The sequence below is a fragment of the Ensifer sp. SSB1 genome (assembly GCF_016652895.1).
Taxonomy (GTDB): domain Bacteria; phylum Pseudomonadota; class Alphaproteobacteria; order Rhizobiales; family Rhizobiaceae; genus Ensifer.
In genome coordinates, this window is sequence record NZ_JAEPRP010000118.1 from 1 (window position 1) to 19,346 (window position 19,346).

General features: G+C 62.6%; 20 protein-coding genes and 1 pseudogene. 11 read left to right on the forward strand and 10 right to left on the reverse strand.

Annotated features, from left to right (window positions below; genetic code table 11):
* Together I8N66_RS24985 and I8N66_RS24990 are read left to right on the forward strand one after the other, a co-directional pair.
* Positions 1–264 (forward strand): gamma-glutamyltransferase (locus I8N66_RS24985; RefSeq protein ID WP_291159426.1); only part of this gene is annotated, 264 nt, incomplete at its 5' end.
* A 207-nt stretch (positions 265–471) separates the two neighbouring features.
* Positions 472–828, forward strand: a complete 357-nt coding sequence (locus I8N66_RS24990) for an SPW repeat protein (protein WP_291159429.1) — start codon at positions 472–474, stop codon at positions 826–828.
* A 145-nt stretch (positions 829–973) separates the two neighbouring features.
* Here the strand turns inward: I8N66_RS24990 and I8N66_RS24995 are convergent, their stop codons facing one another.
* Positions 974–1,579 carry a glutathione S-transferase family protein gene (locus tag I8N66_RS24995; RefSeq protein WP_291159432.1) on the reverse strand — a complete coding sequence of 202 codons (606 nt, stop codon included), beginning with the start codon at positions 1,577–1,579 and terminating at the stop codon, positions 974–976.
* A 331-nt stretch (positions 1,580–1,910) separates the two neighbouring features.
* Between I8N66_RS24995 and I8N66_RS25000 the strand changes: the two genes are divergently transcribed.
* From I8N66_RS25000 to I8N66_RS25020, 5 genes are all read left to right on the forward strand, one after another.
* On the forward strand, positions 1,911–3,038 hold the full coding sequence (locus tag I8N66_RS25000) for a hypothetical protein (RefSeq protein ID WP_291159435.1): 1,128 nt from the start codon (positions 1,911–1,913) through the stop codon (positions 3,036–3,038).
* Positions 3,039–3,092: 54 nt separating this feature from the next.
* Positions 3,093–3,803, forward strand: a complete 711-nt coding sequence (gene queC, locus I8N66_RS25005; protein WP_291159438.1) for a 7-cyano-7-deazaguanine synthase QueC — start codon at positions 3,093–3,095, stop codon at positions 3,801–3,803.
* Positions 3,803–4,159, forward strand: coding sequence for a 6-carboxytetrahydropterin synthase QueD (gene queD / locus I8N66_RS25010; RefSeq protein WP_291159441.1), 357 nt, complete (start codon positions 3,803–3,805; stop codon positions 4,157–4,159). The genes queC and queD overlap by 1 nt, the downstream gene beginning before the upstream one ends.
* The gene (gene queE, locus I8N66_RS25015) at positions 4,156–4,893 is read left to right on the forward strand and encodes a 7-carboxy-7-deazaguanine synthase QueE (protein WP_291159444.1); all 738 of its coding nucleotides are present in this window, start codon (positions 4,156–4,158) and stop codon (positions 4,891–4,893) included. The genes queD and queE overlap by 4 nt, the downstream gene beginning before the upstream one ends.
* Before the next feature lie 88 nt (positions 4,894–4,981).
* Positions 4,982–5,332, forward strand: coding sequence for a DUF488 domain-containing protein (locus I8N66_RS25020; protein WP_291159447.1), 351 nt, complete (start codon positions 4,982–4,984; stop codon positions 5,330–5,332).
* Between the two features lie 19 nt (positions 5,333–5,351).
* Here the strand turns inward: I8N66_RS25020 and I8N66_RS25025 are convergent, their stop codons facing one another.
* Both I8N66_RS25025 and I8N66_RS25030 read right to left on the reverse strand, forming a co-directional pair.
* The gene (locus I8N66_RS25025) at positions 5,352–6,197 is read right to left on the reverse strand and encodes an arylamine N-acetyltransferase (RefSeq protein ID WP_291159448.1); all 846 of its coding nucleotides are present in this window, start codon (positions 6,195–6,197) and stop codon (positions 5,352–5,354) included.
* A 2-nt stretch (positions 6,198–6,199) separates the two neighbouring features.
* Positions 6,200–7,372: a serine hydrolase domain-containing protein gene (locus tag I8N66_RS25030; RefSeq protein ID WP_291159451.1), complete on the reverse strand. Its 1,173-nt coding sequence runs from the start codon at positions 7,370–7,372 to the stop codon at positions 6,200–6,202.
* Between the two features lie 182 nt (positions 7,373–7,554).
* Here I8N66_RS25030 and I8N66_RS25035 point away from each other — a divergent pair, with 182 nt between their 5' ends.
* From I8N66_RS25035 to I8N66_RS25045, 3 genes are all read left to right on the forward strand, one after another.
* On the forward strand, positions 7,555–8,370 hold the full coding sequence (locus tag I8N66_RS25035) for an SDR family NAD(P)-dependent oxidoreductase (RefSeq protein WP_291159455.1): 816 nt from the start codon (positions 7,555–7,557) through the stop codon (positions 8,368–8,370).
* A 6-nt stretch (positions 8,371–8,376) separates the two neighbouring features.
* Entirely contained in the window at positions 8,377–9,267 is an 891-nt protein-coding gene (locus I8N66_RS25040; RefSeq protein WP_291159458.1) for a LysR family transcriptional regulator, read from the forward strand.
* A gap of 154 nt (positions 9,268–9,421) precedes the next feature.
* Complete coding sequence (locus I8N66_RS25045; RefSeq protein ID WP_291159461.1) at positions 9,422–10,285, forward strand: alpha/beta hydrolase; 864 nt, start codon at positions 9,422–9,424, stop codon at positions 10,283–10,285.
* A gap of 87 nt (positions 10,286–10,372) precedes the next feature.
* Here I8N66_RS25045 and ugpC read toward each other — a convergent pair whose 3' ends face one another.
* From ugpC to I8N66_RS25080, 7 genes are all read right to left on the reverse strand, one after another.
* On the reverse strand, positions 10,373–11,449 hold the full coding sequence (ugpC, locus tag I8N66_RS25050) for a sn-glycerol-3-phosphate ABC transporter ATP-binding protein UgpC (protein WP_291159464.1): 1,077 nt from the start codon (positions 11,447–11,449) through the stop codon (positions 10,373–10,375).
* Complete coding sequence (locus tag I8N66_RS25055; protein ID WP_291159467.1) at positions 11,446–13,710, reverse strand: glycoside hydrolase family 2 TIM barrel-domain containing protein; 2,265 nt, start codon at positions 13,708–13,710, stop codon at positions 11,446–11,448. The genes ugpC and I8N66_RS25055 overlap by 4 nt, the downstream gene beginning before the upstream one ends.
* An 8-nt stretch (positions 13,711–13,718) precedes the next feature.
* Entirely contained in the window at positions 13,719–14,540 is an 822-nt protein-coding gene (locus I8N66_RS25060) for a carbohydrate ABC transporter permease (protein WP_291159470.1), read from the reverse strand.
* Positions 14,537–15,436, reverse strand: coding sequence for a sugar ABC transporter permease (locus I8N66_RS25065; protein ID WP_192449412.1), 900 nt, complete (start codon positions 15,434–15,436; stop codon positions 14,537–14,539). The genes I8N66_RS25060 and I8N66_RS25065 overlap by 4 nt, the downstream gene beginning before the upstream one ends.
* An 82-nt stretch (positions 15,437–15,518) precedes the next feature.
* Positions 15,519–16,787 (reverse strand): extracellular solute-binding protein, encoded by a 1,269-nt coding sequence (locus I8N66_RS25070; protein ID WP_291159477.1) that lies wholly within the window; start codon positions 16,785–16,787, stop codon positions 15,519–15,521.
* 127 nt (positions 16,788–16,914) lie between these two features.
* On the reverse strand, positions 16,915–17,931 hold the full coding sequence (locus tag I8N66_RS25075) for a LacI family DNA-binding transcriptional regulator (RefSeq protein WP_291159480.1): 1,017 nt from the start codon (positions 17,929–17,931) through the stop codon (positions 16,915–16,917).
* 134 nt (positions 17,932–18,065) lie between these two features.
* Positions 18,066–18,953, reverse strand: coding sequence for a LysR substrate-binding domain-containing protein (locus I8N66_RS25080; RefSeq protein WP_291159483.1), 888 nt, complete (start codon positions 18,951–18,953; stop codon positions 18,066–18,068).
* Positions 18,954–19,044: 91 nt separating this feature from the next.
* Between I8N66_RS25080 and I8N66_RS25085 the strand changes: the two are divergent.
* A pseudogene (locus tag I8N66_RS25085) lies at positions 19,045–19,346 on the forward strand (EamA family transporter); the annotation flags it as partial.

Consider the following 19,346-nt stretch of genomic DNA (forward strand, 5'->3'; position numbering starts at 1 on the left):
GAAGCGGTCGACGCGCCGCGTATCCATCACCAGTGGCTGCCGGACAAGGTCTTCATGGAGCCCTATGCGCTCTCGCCCGATACCCGCAAACTGCTCTCGGCGATGGGGCATAACGTTCAGATTGACGAAAGCTGGACGATCTGGGGGCAGGCGACCGGCATTCTCGTCGGCGGCGAAAGCCTCTCCGACATCGGCGCCGGCGGCGCTCGCTACAATGGTGCCGTCGATAGCCGCATCGGCGCGGGTGCTGCGCGAGGCTACTAGAGCCCCGGCGAAACGGCGCACGGACTGTGCATTGGCACCCTTTGAAACCGCGGAACACGGGTCTGCTGCGCAATTTGGCGTGTGCGATCACTGCGCGCTCGCGCGAAAAAGATTTGAAAGCGTTTGCGGTTGAATTTATTATAGTTTCCAGAGCGTGCGCCGCACGCGGTCGCACGCTTTGATCAAGCTTCATTCGTGGAGGTTGTCATGGCACTGATGGAAGGAAAGAAAGCGCAGGACTGGGTCAATCTGGTTCTCGCCGTCTGCCTGTTCGTCTCTCCCTGGATCATGGGTTTCGTTGTCGAGAGCGTTCCGGCCTGGAACGCTTGGGGCGCCGCCATCGTGCTCGGCGTTCTGGCAATCGCGACGCTTGCCATGTTTGCGGAATGGGAGGAATGGGCAAGCCTCATCGTCGGGCTTTGGCTGATCGCTTCGCCTTGGCTGCTTGGATTCTCGACAAGTCCCCACCCCATGTGGACGCATGTCGTCCTCGGGGCGCTGGTGACCGCGCTCGCGATCTGGTCAGTCTGGGACGAACGCCAGCACCCGCATGCACACGCATGATGATGAGCAGAGAAGTCGCGGCCCGGCGCCGCAGCTCCGGGCCGCGAGCAAATACTGACCCCTTGAACCTCCCCTCCGCTAGGTGATGACCCCGCCGGGAGTGCGTTTCAGCATCTCTGCGTAGCTTGTCGCTGCTCTTTCCGTTTCATCGAGATATCGGCTGGCGCTCGGACGCGAGCGCACCAATTCGTAAAGATTGGCCATCTGTGGGCATCGGTCGCACACGCCATCCACGTCGAGATAGGCGATCCAGAAACACAAGTAGAAATCGGCCAAAGCGCGAACCGAGAATATAGGGCCCTCTGCTCGCCAGCCTCCTGTTCATAACGTCAAGACGGCCGAAGATGAGCGATTTCGCGTGGTCCTGAATGCTGCTGTTGTCCTCCTCCCGCAGCGCGTATCGATGTGGGAAATGAAACCGCTTCATCTCGGCCTGAATATCTCCGGCAATGTGGAACATGGCGGAGAGGAAGGCGCCCCTGTCCGGATCCGCCGCCTGTGGCGCGAGATGGGTGAGCCGATGCCGATCTGCGAGGTACAGCATCAAGGCCGCGACTTCGTAGAGCGCCTCGCCTTCGGGAGTGATCAGGACCGGCACCAGGCCGGCGGGATTTATGGCAAGGAAGGCGGAGGAGCGGTGCTCGCCATTCAGGATATCAACCCTCCTGTACTCGTATTCGATCTCGCCTTCCTCGAGCAACCATTGCACCAGCGGTGCGCGGGTAAAGTCACCTCCATAAAGAACGTACATCGATGATCCCCTTGATCAAATCACGGCGAAGATATCTAACGCGATCTTCTTCGCAAATGATGATCCACCTTGCCGATGCCACGGGCTGGCCCTGTTTCACCGAGTGAAATCGAGGTAGGGCTATGCGTCGTACGGGCCGGACGCCGATCGTGATTTCACTTGTTGCACGCGCCCGTGTGTTGGGCTTGGTAATGTCGGTGCAATCTATCGTTTGCAGCGTCGCCTCGACTGACGGCGGCTCCGGAAAGAAGCGTTGTGCCCGGACCGTGCAATTTCAAGCATTCAGTTCATATTGAGAACATCCAGGGCGAGGCCAACCGATGCACCGTGCATGCAATTCAGCCACAGGGCGCAGGCGGTGAAGAAACCTTGGCCCCGATCTCTCAAACAGCGGTTGATCGCCCAGCTTCTCGTTCTCCAACTGGCGATACTGCTGGCTTTCGGACTTTCGTTCGTGAGCCTCCTGGTCCTTGCCGATGAAGGCGGTGTGCTTGTCAGCCCCAGGCCGGTCGAGGTTGCTTTTGACGCCATCAGGAGGGGGGCAGACGGCAAGCTCGTGCTGACAAAGACCGAGGAAATGGGTGATGTCCGTGCCAGGCATCCGGACTTTTGGTTCATCGCGCGCAACGACCACGGCGAGACCGTGCAGATAGGCGACGTTCCCGCGATCTACCGGGGTATGAGCGAGAACCTCGGCAAGATGACCTATTCGGATATTCGCGACGCGGGTGATCCGTCACCCTATCTCGCCGTACTCCGGCGCCGGTCGAACGCGGAGGAAGATTTCACCGTGTTCGGGCAAGGCGAGCTTATGAGCCAGTCGGCCCTCATCCTGCAGTTCTCGCGCTTCTCCCTCGCGCCGATGTTGATCCTTCTTACCTTGGTAACGGTTGCCGGCGTGCCATGGATCGTCAATCGAGCGAGCCGCGACATCTCGGAATTGGCGCGTGAAACTCAGGAGATCAACATCGATCGACGCGACTACCGGCTGCCCGAAACGACCATTCCCAACGAGGTGCGTCCGCTCGTGCGGGGCATGAACGATGCACTTCACCGGTTGGACCAGGCCTATGGCCGCCACCAGCGTTTCATCCTCGACGCGGCGCATGAATTGCGCACGCCGGTCGCAATCCTGCAGGCGCGGCTGGACTCCCTGGTCGCCGGGCCGGCGCGCGACCGGCTCCATCGCCGATTGCGAGCGAATCTGCGCGCTTGCAGAGCAATTGCTCGATCTGCAGCGGCTGGAAGCGAACGCCAAGCCGCGGGAACGGGGTGCGGGGCTCGGTCTCAATCTCGTGTTGCAGATTGCCCGGCGGCATGGCGCTCAAATGACGGTTCTGCCGTCGCCAAGCGGTGGCGCCTGTATCCGCATGGCCTTTGGCAAGGAGGCTGTCGCGCAGGCCCGGCTTCCCGCGCTTCCACCAACATAAAGCTTCCCATTGCCCCTGCTTTGGCCTAGAAGGCGCCCCGTAATCCGGTCGCAGCCTACCCGGTCAAAACAAGGACACCTATCATGAAGACGATCGTCATCTGCTCCGGCGGATTGGACTCGGTATCGCTTGCCCACAAGGTCGCTGCCGAGCAGGAGCTTGTTGGCCTGCTCTCCTTCGACTATGGCCAGCGTCACCACAAGGAGCTCGATTATGCCGCCGCCTGCGCCAAGCGGCTCAGTGTTCCGCATCAGATCATCGACATCCGCGCGATCGGCGCCCATCTCACCGGGTCGGCGCTGACAGACGATGTCGATGTGCCCGACGGGCACTATGCCGAGGAAACGATGAAGGCGACGGTGGTTCCGAACCGCAACGCCATCATGCTCGCCATCGCTTTCGGGCTGGCAGCGGCGCAGAAGGCGGATGCGGTGGCCGTGGCCGTGCACGGCGGCGACCATTTCATCTACCCGGATTGCCGCCCCGGCTTCATCGACGCATTCCAGGTTATGCAGAAACTGGCGCTCGATGGCTACGCCGACGTCAAGCTCTACGCGCCCTACGTGACGATCTCGAAGGCGGATATCGTCACCGATGGTGCGAGCCACGCGACACCCTTCGAGGAGACGTGGTCCTGCTACAAGGGCGGCGCACGCCACTGCGGCCGTTGCGGCACTTGTGTCGAGCGGCGGGAAGCGTTCCACCTCGCCAGCTTTACCGATCCGACCGAGTACGAGGATCCGGATTTTTGGGTCGCTGCGACCGCGAATTATGCGGCCGAGGAGGTGAAGTGATGTTCCGGATCACCAAGGAGTTCCATTTCTCAGCCTCGCATCAGCTGAAGAGCCTGCCGGCAGAGCACCAATGTGCACGGCTGCACGGCCACAACTACATCGTCGAAGTCGAGCTTGCCGGGGAGGAGCTGAACGAGCATGGCTTCGTGCGTGACTATCACGAGCTTTCGCCGCTGAAGCGCTACATCGACGAGAGCTTCGACCATCGCCATCTGAACGACGTTCTCGGTCATGACCGGGTGACGGCCGAATGTCTGGCGAAGCATTTCTACGACTGGTGCAAGGTACGGCTGCCGGAAACGTCTGCCGTCCGTGTCAGCGAAACGCCGAAAACCTGGGCGGAGTACCGGCCATGAGTGGGCCAGGTGAACCGCGCATTCGCGTCAGTGAGATCTTCGGACCGACGATCCAGGGTGAAGGTGTCCTGATCGGGCTCCCGACCGTGTTCGTGCGCACGGGCGGCTGCGATTATCGCTGCAGCTGGTGCGACACGCTGCACGCGGTCGATAGCGAATACCGCGATCAATGGATGCCGATGGGTGTCAAGGAGATCTGGCAGGAGGTTGTCAGGCTTTCCGGCGGCAAGCCGCTGACGGTGTCACTGTCCGGCGGCAATCCGGCAATCCAGCCACTTGGTCCCTTGATCTCACGCGGGCACGAGGAGGGCTATCGCTTTGCGCTGGAAACCCAGGGCAGCCTCGCCAAGGACTGGTTTGCCAATCTCGACGTGCTGGTCTTTAGCCCGAAGCCGCCGTCGAGCGGCATGGAAACGGACTGGCATGCCTTCGACGACTGTCTTCGCATGGCAGCGGAGGGACCGCAGGTGGCGCTGAAGATCGTTGTCTTCGACGAACGTGACTATGCCTATGCCCGCGATGCGGCGACCCGTTACCCGCATCTGCCGCTCTACCTGCAGCCCGGCAATCACACCCCGCCGCCGCCTGACGATGACGATGCGACCGTCGATATCGACGGCATCATCGACCGCATGCTTTGGCTCGTCGGCAAGGTGACGGAGGATCGCTGGTTCGAGGCGCGCGTTCTGCCGCAGCTTCACGTCCTGCTCTGGGGCAATCGGCGCGGCGTGTAGGCGGCACGCGCCTCTCCCAGATGCTCGATTGGACAAAGGCCTTGCGCTATGGTCCAAAGAAGGGCGACACCCGCGGGGCGAGACGACCATGCAAGTGAACACGAAACGTGTCTACGAGCCGAAGGCTGATGGCGACGGCATGCGCATTCTTGTCGATCGTCTTTGGCCGCGCGGGATGACCAAGGCGGAAGCGGCGGTCGATCTGTGGCTGAAGGACATCGCCCCTTCGACCGAACTGCGCCGCTGGTTTCATGGTGACCAGGGCAACTGGACCGAATTCAGCGAACGATACATTGCCGAGCTCGACGGTAACCCGGATCCGCTTGCGCAGTTGCGCCAGCGGATCGATGCCGGTCCCGTGACCTTGCTCTACAGCGTCAAGGACGAGGTGCACAATCACGCGCAACTCCTCAAGGTATATGTGCTGAGGCACCGATAGACGCGGCGTCAGTCTGGCATCACGGGATTGCGATGGTTGTCTCCGCCCCGCTGCCGATGCGGGTGATGATGCGGCGCCAATCGTCCTGGAAGGCTAGTCCGAACACGCCGGTCAAGGCATGTTGGATGGTCGGTGCATCGAGATCTTGCCGCGTGACGGTGCCGTTTCGGTTGCGGATCGTCAGCCGGTTTCCGAACAGTACCTTGCGTGCCTCTTCGGTGGTTAGGGCCACCAGCAGGTTCTGGCGGAAAAGCGATTGCGGATGGGTCGATGTCACGATGTTCGCGGTCCGATACGCTTCCTCTCCGCAAATCATCGGCGACACTTCGTAGACCGGGAGCCAGTCGCGACCGAGCTGCGCTTCAAGCAGGTAGCCCTCGAACGTCCGGCTGAGGCGAAACGGCTCATGCGGCGTCGGCTGCGGCGTGGTCCGGTCGAAAAGCAGAGGTGCGGTCGGCACACAACTGCCGAAGCCGACATCGGCAAGGTAGCCGACACCTTCGACGAAGACGCGGAGCGCCATATGCGACCATGCCGGTGGCGGCGCATCGGGCTTGCGCATCCATAGGACGCGGGCCATCAACGGCTCCACACGATAGCCGAGCGCGCAGAGCACACGTTGCAACATGCTGTTCTGCTCGAAGCAGTAGCCGCCGCGCCTGCGGTCGATGAGCTTGGCGTCGATTGCCGCCGGCGACAGCTCGATCGGGCGGCCAAGCAGCACATCGATCGCCTCGAAGGGGATCGACGCGGCATGGCGCGCAACGATGCGGCCGAGCGTCATCAGGTCGGGCGATCTCGACCCGGCATAACCGATGCGAGCGAAGTAGCGGTCGAGGTCAACAGGATATGGGGTGCTTCGCATGGTCAGAGGCCTCGATAGATGGCGTCGCGGAGATCGACCGGGAAGCGCCCGTTCATGCCCTCGAAGGCGGTGTTGGTCAGCGCAACGACGGTCAGGCCGCGGGCCGGGTCAACGAACCACTTGTGGCCGTAGGCGCCGTCCCACTGCAGTGTGCCGCGTGACTGCGGTGTCCCGGCAATCTCGGGCTCGACAAGGACCGCGCCGCCGAAACCGAACTCCCAACCGGGCCCCGACGCCAGGCCGCCCGTCCTTGCCTGAATGTCGAACATCGAACGGGCGGTGGCGTCGTCGAGCACCGGCGAATGTCCGGCTTTCAGGCTCTCGAGAAGGCGGATCACATCGCCAGCGGTGCCCGCCATGCCGGCACCGCTGGAGGGAAATGCCCGTGGATTGAGGATGCGGCCGGGCGAGAAGCGGACGGGATTGCCGAAGAAGGGAACTGCGTCGTCACCGGCGAGCCGCCGTGGTTGCCGCGACCCGTCGCCATAATGTGTCACGAGCCTGGCTGTGTCCGTCACCGAGAAGGCGGTGTCGTCCATCGCCAACGGGCCTGTGACCAGCGCGGTGATCGCCTCCGGCAGCTTTGACGTCGTCACCTGCTCAATGACCGCACCGAGCACGTCGAGACCCATCGAATAGCCCCAGCCCTTTCCGGGCGGGTAGGAAAGCGGGGTATCGGAGAGCTTGTCGATCAGGGCAGGGAAATCATCGTCGGTATCGTCAAGGCCGCTGCTGATGGCATGTCGGTGATAGGGGCCGTTGCCCTGCTCCGTGAAGACGTAGCTCAAGCCGGCGCTGTGCGTGAGGAGCTGGCGAATGGTTATCCGAGGCCCACGGCCGTCCGGCAATCGCGGCCTGAACGCGGGCAGCCAATCCGACACGGCGTCGTCGAGACCGATTTTGCCGCTCTGCACCAAGCTGAGAGCAGCAACCGTGACGATCGGCTTCGCCACCGAGGAGAGCAGGAAGATGCTGTCCCTGGTCATCGGGCGGCCGGCTTCGCGGTCGGCAAAGCCGGCGGCACATCGGTAGGCGGGCTCACCGTCGATAAGGATCTCGACGACCGTGCCAACGATCCGCCGTTCGTCGAGGGCTCCGGCGACCACCGGATCGAGCTCCGCCTTGAGCCGGTTCCGGCCCTCCGATTTCCATTGCCTGATCGCGCTTGCATCCATGACCATCTCCCGTTTTTGCGACCGCTCGGCACCTGAGGGGGCGGCGGGTTCCGGCACAAGGGCAACCGGTTCGCATCGAAAGTCGATCGCCGATCCGCGTATGGGAGGCATACGCGCCTGCACGAAGCAGCCGTCGGCGTTCGGCGCTAGAACGGTGCGGCAGCGTCAAATGGAGGCAGGTGATGAACACAAACGATCTTGGATTTGGCGGTAAGGTTGCCTTGGTCGCAGGGGCCAGCAAGGGCATCGGCGCGGCCACGGCCCGCGCCTTTGCACAAGCCGGAGCGTCCGTCGTCCTCCTCTCCCGTTCTCAGGCGGCGGTCGACGAACTCGCAGTTTCCATTCGCGAGGCGGGCGGCGACGCGCTTGCGATCGCCGCGGATGTCGGTGACGAGATTGCGATGAAGCGAGCGCTGGCGAGCGCGATGCAGCGCTATGGCCGGCTGGACGCAGCCTTCAACAATGCGACGGATGGAACGGCGCCGGCGCCGCTGGTCGATCTCGACATCGCGGGTTTCGATCGCGGCGTTCGCACCAATGTTCGCGGCACCTTCCTCGGCATGCGCTATCAGATCGAAGCGATGGCCAGAGGTGAGGGGGGTGCGATCGTCAACATGGCTTCCGTCGCCGGGGTCAACGGCACTTCCGGACTTGCCGCCTATGTCAGTGCGAAAGCCGGGATAATCGGGCTGACCAAGGCTGCAGCACTCGATTACGCCGACCAGGGAATCCGGATCAATGTGGTCGCGCCCGGGCCGATCCTTACCCACCATCTGGAAGCTTCCGGCGCCGAAATCCAGCGGCATGCCGCGCTTTCGACGCCGATGCGCCGGCTCGGCCGGGCGGAGGAAGTAGCCGCAAGCGTCCTCTGGCTCTGCTCCGAGCAGGCGAGCTACATCACAGGCGTGGTGCTGCCGATCGACGGGGGCATGACGGCCGGCACGAAAGTGCCTATGAATTACCGTCGAGGCGAGCCGCCTCGACCGGCTGACCCCTGAGGTGCCATGGACTGGGAAGAACTTCATCTTGTTCAGCTTTTGGCACGCCACGGCTCGCTGAGCGCGACGGCGCGCGTGCTGGGTGCGACCCAGCCGACGGTCAGTCGCCGCCTCGACACGTTGGAGCAGAAGGCGCAGCAGAAGCTGTTCGAGCGGCAACCAAGCGGCCTCGCCCCGACTGCGGCATGCCTGTCGATCCTGTCGGCGCTCGAGCAGATGGAAGCGAATGCGCTTGCGGTAGAGCGTCGCCTCGCGTCGCAGGACGATGCCCTGGCGGGCACCATCACCGTGACCAGCCTCGACTGGCTGGGCGATTATCTGCTGGCACCGATCCTGACGAAATTTGCCGCCGCCCATCCTGGCGTCACCATTCATCTGCTGAACGACGGCCGGCGCTTCAACCTCTCCCGGCGGGATGCCGATATTGCCTTCCGCTTCGGCAGCTTCGACCAGAGCGACACCATCGAGCGCAAGGTTGCCGATATCCGCTACGGCCTGTTTGCGACACAAGCCTATCTCGATCGGTTCGGCCATCCGAACGCGAAGGGGAGCAGCGGTCATGCCATCGTCGAATTGGCCGAGGCACCGGTGCGGGTTTCGCTCTCGACCTGGCTGAAGGACCTTTTGCCGGATGCGCGGGTGATGTTGCGAACGAACTCCATTCGCTCGCAGCTGAGCGCTGTCGAGACGGGAGCGGCGCTCGCCACGCTTCCACATTTCCTTGCGGCCGGGCGGGACGGTCTCGTTCCCGTCGACCTCGGCGTTTCCGCACCGATCCTGTCCCTGAAGCTCGGCGTGCACCAGGAGACACGCAATCTCCTGCGGGTGCGAAAACTCATGGACTTCACAGTCTCGGAGTTCGCGGGTCTGCGGCCGAAACTCAATCCGCCGAGCTGACACGCCTCCCGTGGCGACTGCTGCGCGAGGCCCACTCTGCGGGCCGCAATGCAGGCGCGAAATTTTCTTGATCGTCGATGTCGGGATGGAAAAGCGCCGCGCGTCTTAATCTCGACGGCGGTTTTGGACCGCGCTGACAACAAGGAGAATATGTATGTTCCGCACCGCTTTCATTGCTGGCGCTCTGCTGATTTCCAGCGCCGCCCTTGCCGGGGCCGAGCCCGTAGGCAACCGCGTCGATGTCAACGGCATGAAGATGTACTACGAGGTTTCGGGCGAGGGCGAGCCGCTGGTCGTGCTACACGGCGCCTACATGAACATTCCGTCGATGGGCGCGATCATCCCGAAGCTCGCCGAGACCCACAAGGTCTATGCGATCGAGTTCCAGGGTCACGGTCGCACTACCGACATCGACCGCCCGATCACCTATCCGAACCTCGCCGACGACGTCGCCGCCTTCATGGATGCGGTCGATCTCAAGAAGGCCGATGTCTTCGGTTACTCGATGGGGGCGGCTGCCGGCCTGCAGCTGGCGATCCGCCATCCCGAGAAGGTCAACAAGCTTGCGGCCGCGTCCGTCGGCTACGATGCCGAGGGCTGGCAGCCGGAGTTCAAGGCATTCATCCCGCAGATGACCGTCGAGATGTTCGTCGGCATGCCGTTTGCCGAAGATTACCGCAAGCTCGCCGCCAACCCGGATGGCTTTCCCGATCTGGTCAAGAAGCTGATTCAGCTCGAAAAGGAGCCGATGGCCTGGGAGGCGGACGTCAAGGCGCTGAAGACTCCGGTTCTCGTCATCGCCGGTGATGCCGATGTGGCAACGCTGGAGCACACGGTGGCATTGTTCCGCCTGCTCGGCGGCGGTGCGATGGGGGACATGGGCAAGCCGCTCGCGGCTTCGCGCCTCGCCATTCTGCCGGCCACGTCGCACACGGCGGTCATCAGTCAGCCGGAGTTGCTGGAGGCCTTTGTCGAACCTTTCTTCAAGGGCGAGACACCGAAGGGCATGTTCCAGTAGAAGGGCATATTCCCGCAAAAAAGTGAACGGCGCCGTCCCATGGGTCGGCGCCGTTGCTATTATCAGGGTTTGGAGACGGGCCTTGGCCTAGCGCAGGCGCCGACCGTCGGCGTCGAACACCAGAACGGCAGCGGGATCGAAGCGGGCGGAGATGGTGTCCCCGGACTTCAGGCCCCGGCCGTTCTTCGTCTCAATGACGATCAGTTCGCCGTTGCCATGCCGGGCATAGGCGAAGGTCTCACCGCCCAGATGTTCGAGCATGTCGATCGTCAGGTCGAGGCTTGCCGCGCCGCTGTCGCCGAAATGTTCGGGCCGGATGCCGATCGTCACGCTGTTGCCCGCCGCGACATCCTTGATGGCGACTGGAAGCGTCACATTGCCGAATTCCGGCAGGCGGACATGTTTCTCCCCGCCCGCGCCCGCTTCGATGATCCCTTTTAAAAAGTTCATCTTCGGCGAGCCGATGAAACCGGCGACGAAGAGATTGGCCGGATCGTCATAGAGGTCGAGCGGCGAGCCGACCTGTTCGACCACCCCGCCGCGCATGACGACGATCTTGTCGGCAAGCGTCATCGCTTCGACCTGGTCGTGGGTGACGTAGATGATCGTGGTCGCAAGCTTCTTGTGCAGCCTGGCGATCTCGATGCGCATGTGCACGCGCAGCTCCGCATCGAGGTTCGATAGCGGCTCGTCGAAGAGGAAGATCTTAGGATGCCGCACGATCGCCCGGCCGATCGCCACGCGCTGGCGCTGGCCGCCGGAGAGCTGCTTCGGCTTGCGGTCGAGCAGCGGGCCGAGCTCCAGGATGTTCGCGGCTTCGCCGACGCGTTGCGCAATCTCGGCCTTCGGTACGCCGGCAAAACGCAGCGCGAAGCCCATGTTCTCCCGCACCGTCATATGCGGATAGAGCGCATAGGACTGGAACACCATGGCAATGCCGCGCTTGGAGGGGTCGACATCGTTCATGCGCTCGCCGCCGATCGTGAGATCACCTGACGTGATCTCCTCGAGGCCGGCGATCATTCGAAGCAGGGTCGACTTGCCGCAACCGGATGGCCCGACGAAGACGACGAACTCACCGGTCTTGATGTCGAGGTCTACACCCTTGATGACCTCGAAGGTGCCATAGGACTTTCTGACGTGCTTGAGTTGGAGTTCGCTCATGCAGCCGCCGCCTCGTCCGACACTGCCGAAAGCTCCAGTCTCACGGTTCCAAGCCGCGTCGACGTGACCACCACGGCGATGCCGCCGGCTGCACCCGTCGTTTCCAGCCAGAAGCCGGTCGAACCGCCCTGGAAGATGAGGCGCTCGGGGCCGAGCAGGCGGGCAGGGCCCGTGACGGTGACGTCGACCGCATCGTTGAGGAAGGGCAGCACGTTGCCGGCCTGATCGAGCGCGCGCACGATCACCCGCACGCTGTCGCGCCCTTCGGCCCTGAGTGCCGTGCTGTCGGCCACGACCTCCAGTGTCGTCGGTACCGGATCGGCGACCATGCGCAGGCTGGCGACGGGCTCGCCGTCGATAAAGCCGGTGAAGGCGGCGTCTTCCCACTTCATGCCCCAGATACCGAGTTCGTCCTTGGTAAAGTGGCGATGGTCGATGACGACGGGCGGATGGGGCAGATGCGGGAAGTTCTCGCGGTCCGGGCCGACGCGCTTGACGAGCGAGCCGTATTTCAGCTCGACCTCGTCGCAGTTGGTAAGCACGATCAAGGGCAGCACGCCGCCGATGTTGCGCTCGCCGCGTGCCCAGAAGGTGACAGGCTTCATCACCACGCTCTCCGACGGTTCGCATTGGCTGGCATAGACATAGGCCGCGAATTTCGGCTGGCGGAACATGTCCATGACACCGTGATAGCAGATCCGGTCGCCGGAGCCGAAGTCCTTGTGGGTGTTGTAGTCGAACATGCACCAGCCGACGGCACCGGAAATGCTCGGGTCGCCATAGGCCGCGTTCAGCACTTCGAGGTGCCGGCGCACATGCTCGGCCTGCCTCTGCTCTTGGTCGTAGATCTTCGTCGGAAACATGTGACCGCCGAATTCGGTGATCATGTAGGGCACCTTGCGATTGAGCCCGGTGCATTCCTGCTGCGGGCGCAGCGCCGTGCGCGGGCGGTTTGCGCCCGGCAGTTCCTCGTTGCCGAGGATGAAGTCGTTCATGGTGTAGACGTCTTCGAGATATTCGCTGTCGGTGATGTAGCGCACGCCGCCGGTCTGCCGCGTCGGGTCGAGCTCGCGTGCCAGCCGGTTGGTCTCGACGTAGAAATCATGCGAGTCCTGGGATTCGTTGATGCGTACGCCCCAGATGATGATCGACGGATGGTTCCAGTCGCGCTCGATCATGCGGCGGACGTTCTTGATCGCTTCCTGCTTCCAGCTGTCGCCGCCGATATGCTGCCAGCCGGGGATCTCCTCGAAGACGAGCAGGCCGATGCGATCGCAATGGTCGAGGAACCACTTGGACTGCGGGTAGTGCGAGGTGCGCACGAGATTGCAATGCAGTGTGTTCTTCAGCAACTCCGCGTCGCGCTCCTGTGCCGCGCGGCCCATGGCGTAGCCGACATAGGGGAAGGCCTGATGTCGATTGAGGCCACGAATTTTCAGCGACCGGCCGTTGAGCTTGAACCCTTCCGTGGTGAACTCGGCGGTGCGGAAGCCGAAGCGTGACGACAGCCGGTCGCTGCCGCGATCGCTGCGCAGTTGCGCCTCCACTTCATAGAGAACGGGGCTGTCGATATCCCAGAGCGCAAGGCCCTTGAGGCCCCCGATCTCAAGGGTGACGCTCTCGCCGCGGGTTTCGCCGACGGCTTCTGCGAGTACCTTGCCGCTCGAATCCTTGAAGAGTGCCGTGATCGTTCCGGCAAAGTTGACGCCTTGCGGATTGGCGAGGTCGCAGCGGATCGAGACGGACTTGGCGTCGCTCAGCGCATCGCGGGTCTCGATCTTGAGATTGGCGATCGAAACGGTATCCGTAACCTTCAGCCAGACGTCGCGGTAGATGCCGGCATAGGTGAGATAGTCGATGCGGCCGCCGAAGGGCGGGATCTCGGGGTTTTCGCTGCCGTCGATCTTGACGGTGATCAGGTTGTCGCCCTCGCGCAGCTGGTCGGTCAGGTGCGCTTCGACGGGCGTGTAACCGTCCTGGTGGGCGAGGATCTCTTCGCCATTCAAGTAGACGACGGCGTCGGCCATGGCGGCGTCGAAGACGAGCGAGACCTCGCGGCCATGGAACTCCCGACGCCAGGCAAGCACCTTCTGGTAGGTGAAGGCGCGCTGATAGGAGGCCTCGTCAAAATAGTTGAACGGCAGTTCCACCGCATTGTGCGGCAGGCTGACGGGCTTGCCCGCCTGCAGGCGGCCGGCGCTCGCCGCATCGAAGCCTTCGGAGAAGACCCAGGTGTCGTTGAAAGAGGTAACAGAACGCATGATCATTCCTATTTGACTGAGCCCAGCATTCCCTGGACGAATTGGCGTTGCATGAAGAAGAAGACCGCGAGGGTGGGAAGCGTCGCGAGAATGGTGCCGACCATGACGACGCCGTAGTCGGGGTAATAGGCGGAGGCGAGCGAGGAGATGACCAGCGTGATCGTCTTCTGCTCGTTCGATTGCAGCACGATCAGCGGCCAGAGATAGTTGTTCCACGCCGTCATGAAGACGATGATGAAGGCGGCCGCGTAGGTCGAGCGCATCACCGGGACGTAGATGAACAGGAAGATCTGCCATTCCTTGAGGCCGTCGACCTTGGCGGCGTCGCGCAGTTCGGACGGGAACGCCTTGGTGGTCTGGCGGAAGTAAAAGACGATGAAGGCCGAGCCGATCGTCGGCAGCACGACGGCGAGGTGGGTGTTGATCAGCCCCGCCTTGCCCATCATGATGAAGAGCGGGATCATCAACGCGGCAAACGGGATCATCATCGTGATCAGCATGGCGCTGTAGATCCGATCGCGGTGGCGCGAGCGGAACATCTCGAAGCCGTAGCCGGCAAGCGACGAGACGGCGAGGGTCAGCACCGTCGTCAGAATGGCGATCTTGGCCGAGTTCCAGAAAACCAGCGGTGCGTTCACCTGCGTGAAGAAGGTCGCGATGTTGGTGGCAAGCGCGCTGCCCGGCATCATCCGGCCCTTGATGATGTCGATCGACGAATTGGTCGCTCCGAGCAGCATCCAGACGAAGGGAAAGATCGAGAGAAAGGCCATCAGTCCGACGAAGCCGTAGGTGACGATGGTGCCGGCGATGCGTGTGGTTCCGTTGTTCATCGGTCGCGCTCCCGTGCCGCGAAGAACTGGAGGCAGGCGAGCAAAGCGACGAGCACGACGATCACATAGGAGACGGTCGCCGCGTAGCCGAAGTTCGGCATGAAGCGGAAGGTCAGGTTGTAGATGTAGAGCGACAAGGTCAGCGTGGCGTTGGAAGGACCGCCCTTGCCTTCGGTCAGGTTATAGACCTCGTCGAAGAGCTGGATCGTGCCGATCGTCGAAATGATCGTCGTGAACAGGATGACGGGCTTCAACAATGGAATGGTGATGTGGGTGAAACGCGCCCAGGCAGGCACGCCGTCGATCCGCGCGACCTCGTAGATCGACTTGTCGATGTTCTGCATCGCCGCGAGGTAGAAGATCATGTTGTAGCCGGTCCAGCGCCAGGTAATCGCAATGATGACGAGGGTTTTTGCCCAGAAGGGATGCGTCAGCCACGGGATCGGCGAGGCGATGAGGCCGATCGCCTCCAGCGTCGAATTGACGATGCCGTCGAGCGCGAACATGCCCTTGAACAGCACCGAATAGGCAACCAGCGATGTGACGCAGGGCAGGAAGATGGCGGTGCGGAAAAAGCCACGGCCGACGAGCTTGGGATTGTTGAGCAGTGACGCCAGGATCAGCGCCAGGAGGATCATGATCGGCACCTGCACCACGAAATAGGTCAGCGTGTTGGTGAGCGCCTTGATGAAGACCGGATCGTTCCAGAGGCGGACGATGTTGGCGAAGCCGGCGAATTTCAGCATCATGCCGCGGCCGGACTGGAACGACATCCACAGCGACCAGACGATCGGATAGATCATGAAAAGGGCGATCAGCCCGAGCGCCGGCGCGACGAAGAGCCAGCCATTGACGTTGTAGTATCGGCCGATGCCGCCGCGACGCGCGAGAGCCATCATCATCCCCATGAATAGCAGGAGCCGTTGGCCGCGGTGTGTTTACCGCGGCCAGGAGCAATGCAGACAATCGCCGTGGCGATTACTGGACCTGTGCGCTGACCTCGGCGTCGATCGCCTTCAGGATGTCGTCGACGGGCGTCCCCTGCTGCAGCGCCGGAAGCTGTGCGGTAACGGCCGTGTCCGCCTCGTTGGTGAAGACGCCGTAGTTGACCGAGGGAACCTTCGCGAGCCAGTCGGAGAAGTTCTGCCAGACCTTCTCGCCGCCGAAGAAGGCATCGGCCTCGCCATAGGCGGCCCCGCCGCGGGCGGCAAGCAGCGAGCCGACAGCGCCGCGATCGGTCAGGATCGTCTGGTAGAAATCGACGTCCTTGGCGTAGACCTCGTTCAGGAAGTCGATCGCTTCGGCCTTTTCGGCCGAGCCTTCAAGCACGTACCAGCTCGATCCGCCGAGGTTGGAGGCATGCGTCGCGCCGTCGATCGACAGCGCCGGGATCGGCGCCACGCCCCACTTGCCGGACTGGTCCGGCTGCGCCTTGACCGTGCCGGTGATCCACACGCCGGTGATAACGGTGGCGACATCGCCCGAGGTGAAGGTCCCGACCCAATCGGACCAGCCGGCGGCCGGCTTGTAGATGTTGGCGGCCATGATCTTGTTGATCGTTTCCAGCGACGCCTTCAACGCCGCGTTGCCGGTGATGTTGGCCTTGCCTTCCTTGTCGAAGTACCATTGCCCGGCCGATTGCATGATGATGCGCACGAGGCCCGCGTCGGTCGGGTCGAGACCCATCATCTTCTTGCCTGTCTTGGCCTCGACCTGCTTTCCGATCTCGATGAAGCGATCCCAGGTGATGCCTTGCATGTCCTCGGGCTTGAAGCCGGCCTGTTCCAGATAGTCCTTGCGATAGTAGAGCCCGGTGACGCCGGAATCGAACGGCATGCCGTAGACCTGGCCATCCAGCGTCATCAGCTCGACCTTGTAGGGAGCGAAGCCGGAATAATCGACGGTGCCGGAGAGCGGCGCGAAGGCGCCGGGGAAGGACTGCAGATATTTCTGCGCGCCGTAGTCTTCGATCAGAACGATGTCAGGCAGGGCGTCCGCGGTGCCTGACGAAAGGCCGGTCTGCAGCTTCTGCTCGACGTCGGCCTTGGCGAAATCGACGATGTTGAAGGTAACGTCCGGATGCGTCTTGGTGTAGCGCGCGCCGGCCTCCTTCATGATGGCGACGTTGAAGTTCGGATCCCAGCACCAGATGGTGATTTCCTTGGCCTCGGCGGCCGTGACGGTCAAGAGGCTGGCGCCCGCAAGCGCGATGGCGGCAAAGCGCGGCAGATAGGTACGCATGTGCATTGTTTTCTCCTCCCTCGAAATTCGTTCCCCGAGACGTTCCTCCTGGTCTCGGCGCGGAGTATTTCGCAAAATTCTGGAGAAGGCAATATTTCAGTAAATTTTTACCACGCGTTTTTTACCGACCCTTTTAAGCGCCGGCGGCGGCCGTGCTGCCGCGCCAGACCATCTCGGTTCCGAGGATCACCTTCTTCGCGACGTCGCGTCCGGTCAGCCGCTCGACCAGAAGGTCGACGGCTGTCTCGCCGATCACTTCGGCCGGGATCTTCACCGTCGAAAGCGGTGGCCCGAGAAACTGGGCGACGGGAATGTCGTTGAAACTCGCCACGGCGACATCGTCGGGGATCCGCAGGCCCATCTCGTGAATGGCGCGGTAGGCGCCGATCGCCATGTTGTCGTTGCAGGTGACGAGGATCTTGGGCGGATTGGGCTTCGATAGCATCGCCTTGGCGAGCGTATAGCCACTGTCAGGTGTCAGCTTTTCGACGATGCAGAGTTCGGGGTCGTAAAGGCCGGCCTTCGTCATCCATTGAATGAAGGCGCGGCAGCGCCGCTCCGAATGGATGTCGTCCTTGTCGCGGAAGGCGTCGATCCAGCCGAGAAAGCCGATGCGGCGGTATCCCATGCCGTAAACGCCATCCAGCAGGCGGTTCATAGCGATCGAGACGTCGCTCATCACACTGTCGTCGACGTCATCGTCGGGGGCGAAGTCCGCAAAGACCAGATGGCGGCTATGCCGCCGCAGCCAATGGACCTCTTCGCCATAGTGGTGGCCGACAGCAACCACACCGTTCGCCCCCTGCAGGATTGCCGCCTCCGGCAAGTTGCCGTTGTGGAAGACCTTGACCACCTCGATCTTCAGAGCCTGGCAGCGGTTTTCGATGCCGAGCCGGACGCCGACATAATAGGGGTCGATCAGTTCCTGGGCGGGCTGAAGGAAATGCACCAGCGCGAATTTCAGGCCCTGCATCGGCCCGGCACCGCGGCCGCGGTTGCGCGGTGTCGCATAGTTCAGCGCCTCGGCCGTCTCGATGATCGCCTGTCGCTTCTTCGTGGAGATCGAGAGGGTCGGATCATAGTTCAGCACCCGAGAAACAGTCGCCGAAGAGACCCCGACAGCCGAAGCGATTTCCTTGATTGTGACCATATCCAATGTCCTGCCCGCCGCCACTGCCCTCGTTTCGGGCGCGGCGCAATTTTTATTTAGTAAAATTTTGCCTGGGTTTTTTCAATCTCTGGGCGTCGTATTTCGTTCATGGAAAGGGGCGTAGCCTCGCGCGGTCACGCGGCGCGGCCGGTTGCCAGGGCCTGCGCCTGCAGTTCGTCGGAAAGAAACGCCCAAAGAGCCGAGACCGGGCGGGACGCCAGCCCCTGATCGTCGGCGGCGAAAAGCCCAAGCTCGATCACCGGGGCGGGCGGAAGGCCCTCTTCGGCGCCGAGGATCCGCATCGTATTGCTGCGGATGTTGAGGTCCAGGAGAACGGCGATGCCGAGGCCGGCCTCGATCATCGACTGGATGGAAGAGAGGCTGGCGCTCGTCAGCACCGTGCGCCAGGGGCGGTCCCCACTCTTCAGCGCCTCGATCATCTTCTGCCGCCAGGTGCAGACGCCATCGAAGGTGACGAGCGGCAGGGGGCCATTTTCCGGCATCGCGAAGCCACGCGCCGCAACCCACCGGAGCGGCAGCCGCCAGGTGAGGATCGGCGCGCCATGGATCAGGGCCGGGTCCCCGATCGCGACGTCAAGCTGACCTTGGGACAGCTTCTCCGACAACACGGTACTTTCGCCGACCGTCAGTTCGAGCGCCACATTCGGATGGCATTCGGTAAACCGTTGCAACGCCCGCGGCAACGAGCCGACGGCGATGTCCTCGATCATACCGAAGCGGATCGGTCCCTGGAGAGCCTGTCCGGCGAGTGCGCGCCGTGCGCCCATGCTCAATCCCAGCATCTTCTGGGCATAGGGTAGCAGCACATGTCCGGCCTCGGTCAGGCCCATGCCCCTCGTATTGCGGTTCAAGAGCCTGGCGCCGACATCGTCCTCCAGACGGCGCAGCTGCATGCTCACGGCGGCCTGAGTCCGTGCCAGCCGCTGGGCAGCACCACTGACGCTGCCGCATTCGGCGGTCACGACGAAGGCGCGCAACAGGCCGATGTCGAGGTCATGCATATAACGATCCTTTATGATGACATCACAATTATTAGTGTTCTTTATTGTGCCGAGATTGCTATGGCTGTTCAAGCCCAACGGGAGAACGGACATGGCGGAAACGGAAACGACAGCGGATAGCGCTTGGAGCAAGCCGAGTGCGACGGACGACACCGCCGGGCGTGTGTTTATCGCCATCGCCTTCTGCCTGCTCTCGATGTCGAGCGTGCAGTTTGGCGCCGCGCTCTCCAAGCCGGCCATGGATAGCGTTGGAGCTTTTGGTGCGACCTGGCTGCGGCTCTCCTGGGCAGCGGCATTCCTGCTGCTTCTCGTCCGTCCGCCCTTCCTCAGTTATACGCGGTCGCAATGGCTCTCGGCTCTTGCCCTCGGCGCGACGATGGCAGTGATGACGCT

What these genes read in the sequence shown, in the direction of transcription:
- I8N66_RS24990 (WP_291159429.1), top strand. Translation starts at nt 472, where the DNA reads ATGGCACTGATGGAAGGAAAGAAAGCGCAGGACTGGGTCAATCTGGTT.
- I8N66_RS24995 (WP_291159432.1), bottom strand. Translation starts at nt 1,579, where the DNA reads ATGTACGTTCTTTATGGAGGTGACTTTACCCGCGCACCGCTGGTGCAA.
- I8N66_RS25000 (WP_291159435.1), top strand. Translation starts at nt 1,911, where the DNA reads ATGCAATTCAGCCACAGGGCGCAGGCGGTGAAGAAACCTTGGCCCCGA.
- queC (WP_291159438.1), top strand. Translation starts at nt 3,093, where the DNA reads ATGAAGACGATCGTCATCTGCTCCGGCGGATTGGACTCGGTATCGCTT.
- queD (WP_291159441.1), top strand. Translation starts at nt 3,803, where the DNA reads ATGTTCCGGATCACCAAGGAGTTCCATTTCTCAGCCTCGCATCAGCTG.
- queE (WP_291159444.1), top strand. Translation starts at nt 4,156, where the DNA reads ATGAGTGGGCCAGGTGAACCGCGCATTCGCGTCAGTGAGATCTTCGGA.
- I8N66_RS25020 (WP_291159447.1), top strand. Translation starts at nt 4,982, where the DNA reads ATGCAAGTGAACACGAAACGTGTCTACGAGCCGAAGGCTGATGGCGAC.
- I8N66_RS25025 (WP_291159448.1), bottom strand. Translation starts at nt 6,197, where the DNA reads ATGCGAAGCACCCCATATCCTGTTGACCTCGACCGCTACTTCGCTCGC.
- I8N66_RS25030 (WP_291159451.1), bottom strand. Translation starts at nt 7,372, where the DNA reads ATGGATGCAAGCGCGATCAGGCAATGGAAATCGGAGGGCCGGAACCGG.
- I8N66_RS25035 (WP_291159455.1), top strand. Translation starts at nt 7,555, where the DNA reads ATGAACACAAACGATCTTGGATTTGGCGGTAAGGTTGCCTTGGTCGCA.
- I8N66_RS25040 (WP_291159458.1), top strand. Translation starts at nt 8,377, where the DNA reads ATGGACTGGGAAGAACTTCATCTTGTTCAGCTTTTGGCACGCCACGGC.
- I8N66_RS25045 (WP_291159461.1), top strand. Translation starts at nt 9,422, where the DNA reads ATGTTCCGCACCGCTTTCATTGCTGGCGCTCTGCTGATTTCCAGCGCC.
- ugpC (WP_291159464.1), bottom strand. Translation starts at nt 11,449, where the DNA reads ATGAGCGAACTCCAACTCAAGCACGTCAGAAAGTCCTATGGCACCTTC.
- I8N66_RS25055 (WP_291159467.1), bottom strand. Translation starts at nt 13,710, where the DNA reads ATGCGTTCTGTTACCTCTTTCAACGACACCTGGGTCTTCTCCGAAGGC.
- I8N66_RS25060 (WP_291159470.1), bottom strand. Translation starts at nt 14,540, where the DNA reads ATGAACAACGGAACCACACGCATCGCCGGCACCATCGTCACCTACGGC.
- I8N66_RS25065 (WP_192449412.1), bottom strand. Translation starts at nt 15,436, where the DNA reads ATGGCTCTCGCGCGTCGCGGCGGCATCGGCCGATACTACAACGTCAAT.
- I8N66_RS25070 (WP_291159477.1), bottom strand. Translation starts at nt 16,787, where the DNA reads ATGCACATGCGTACCTATCTGCCGCGCTTTGCCGCCATCGCGCTTGCG.
- I8N66_RS25075 (WP_291159480.1), bottom strand. Translation starts at nt 17,931, where the DNA reads ATGGTCACAATCAAGGAAATCGCTTCGGCTGTCGGGGTCTCTTCGGCG.
- I8N66_RS25080 (WP_291159483.1), bottom strand. Translation starts at nt 18,953, where the DNA reads ATGCATGACCTCGACATCGGCCTGTTGCGCGCCTTCGTCGTGACCGCC.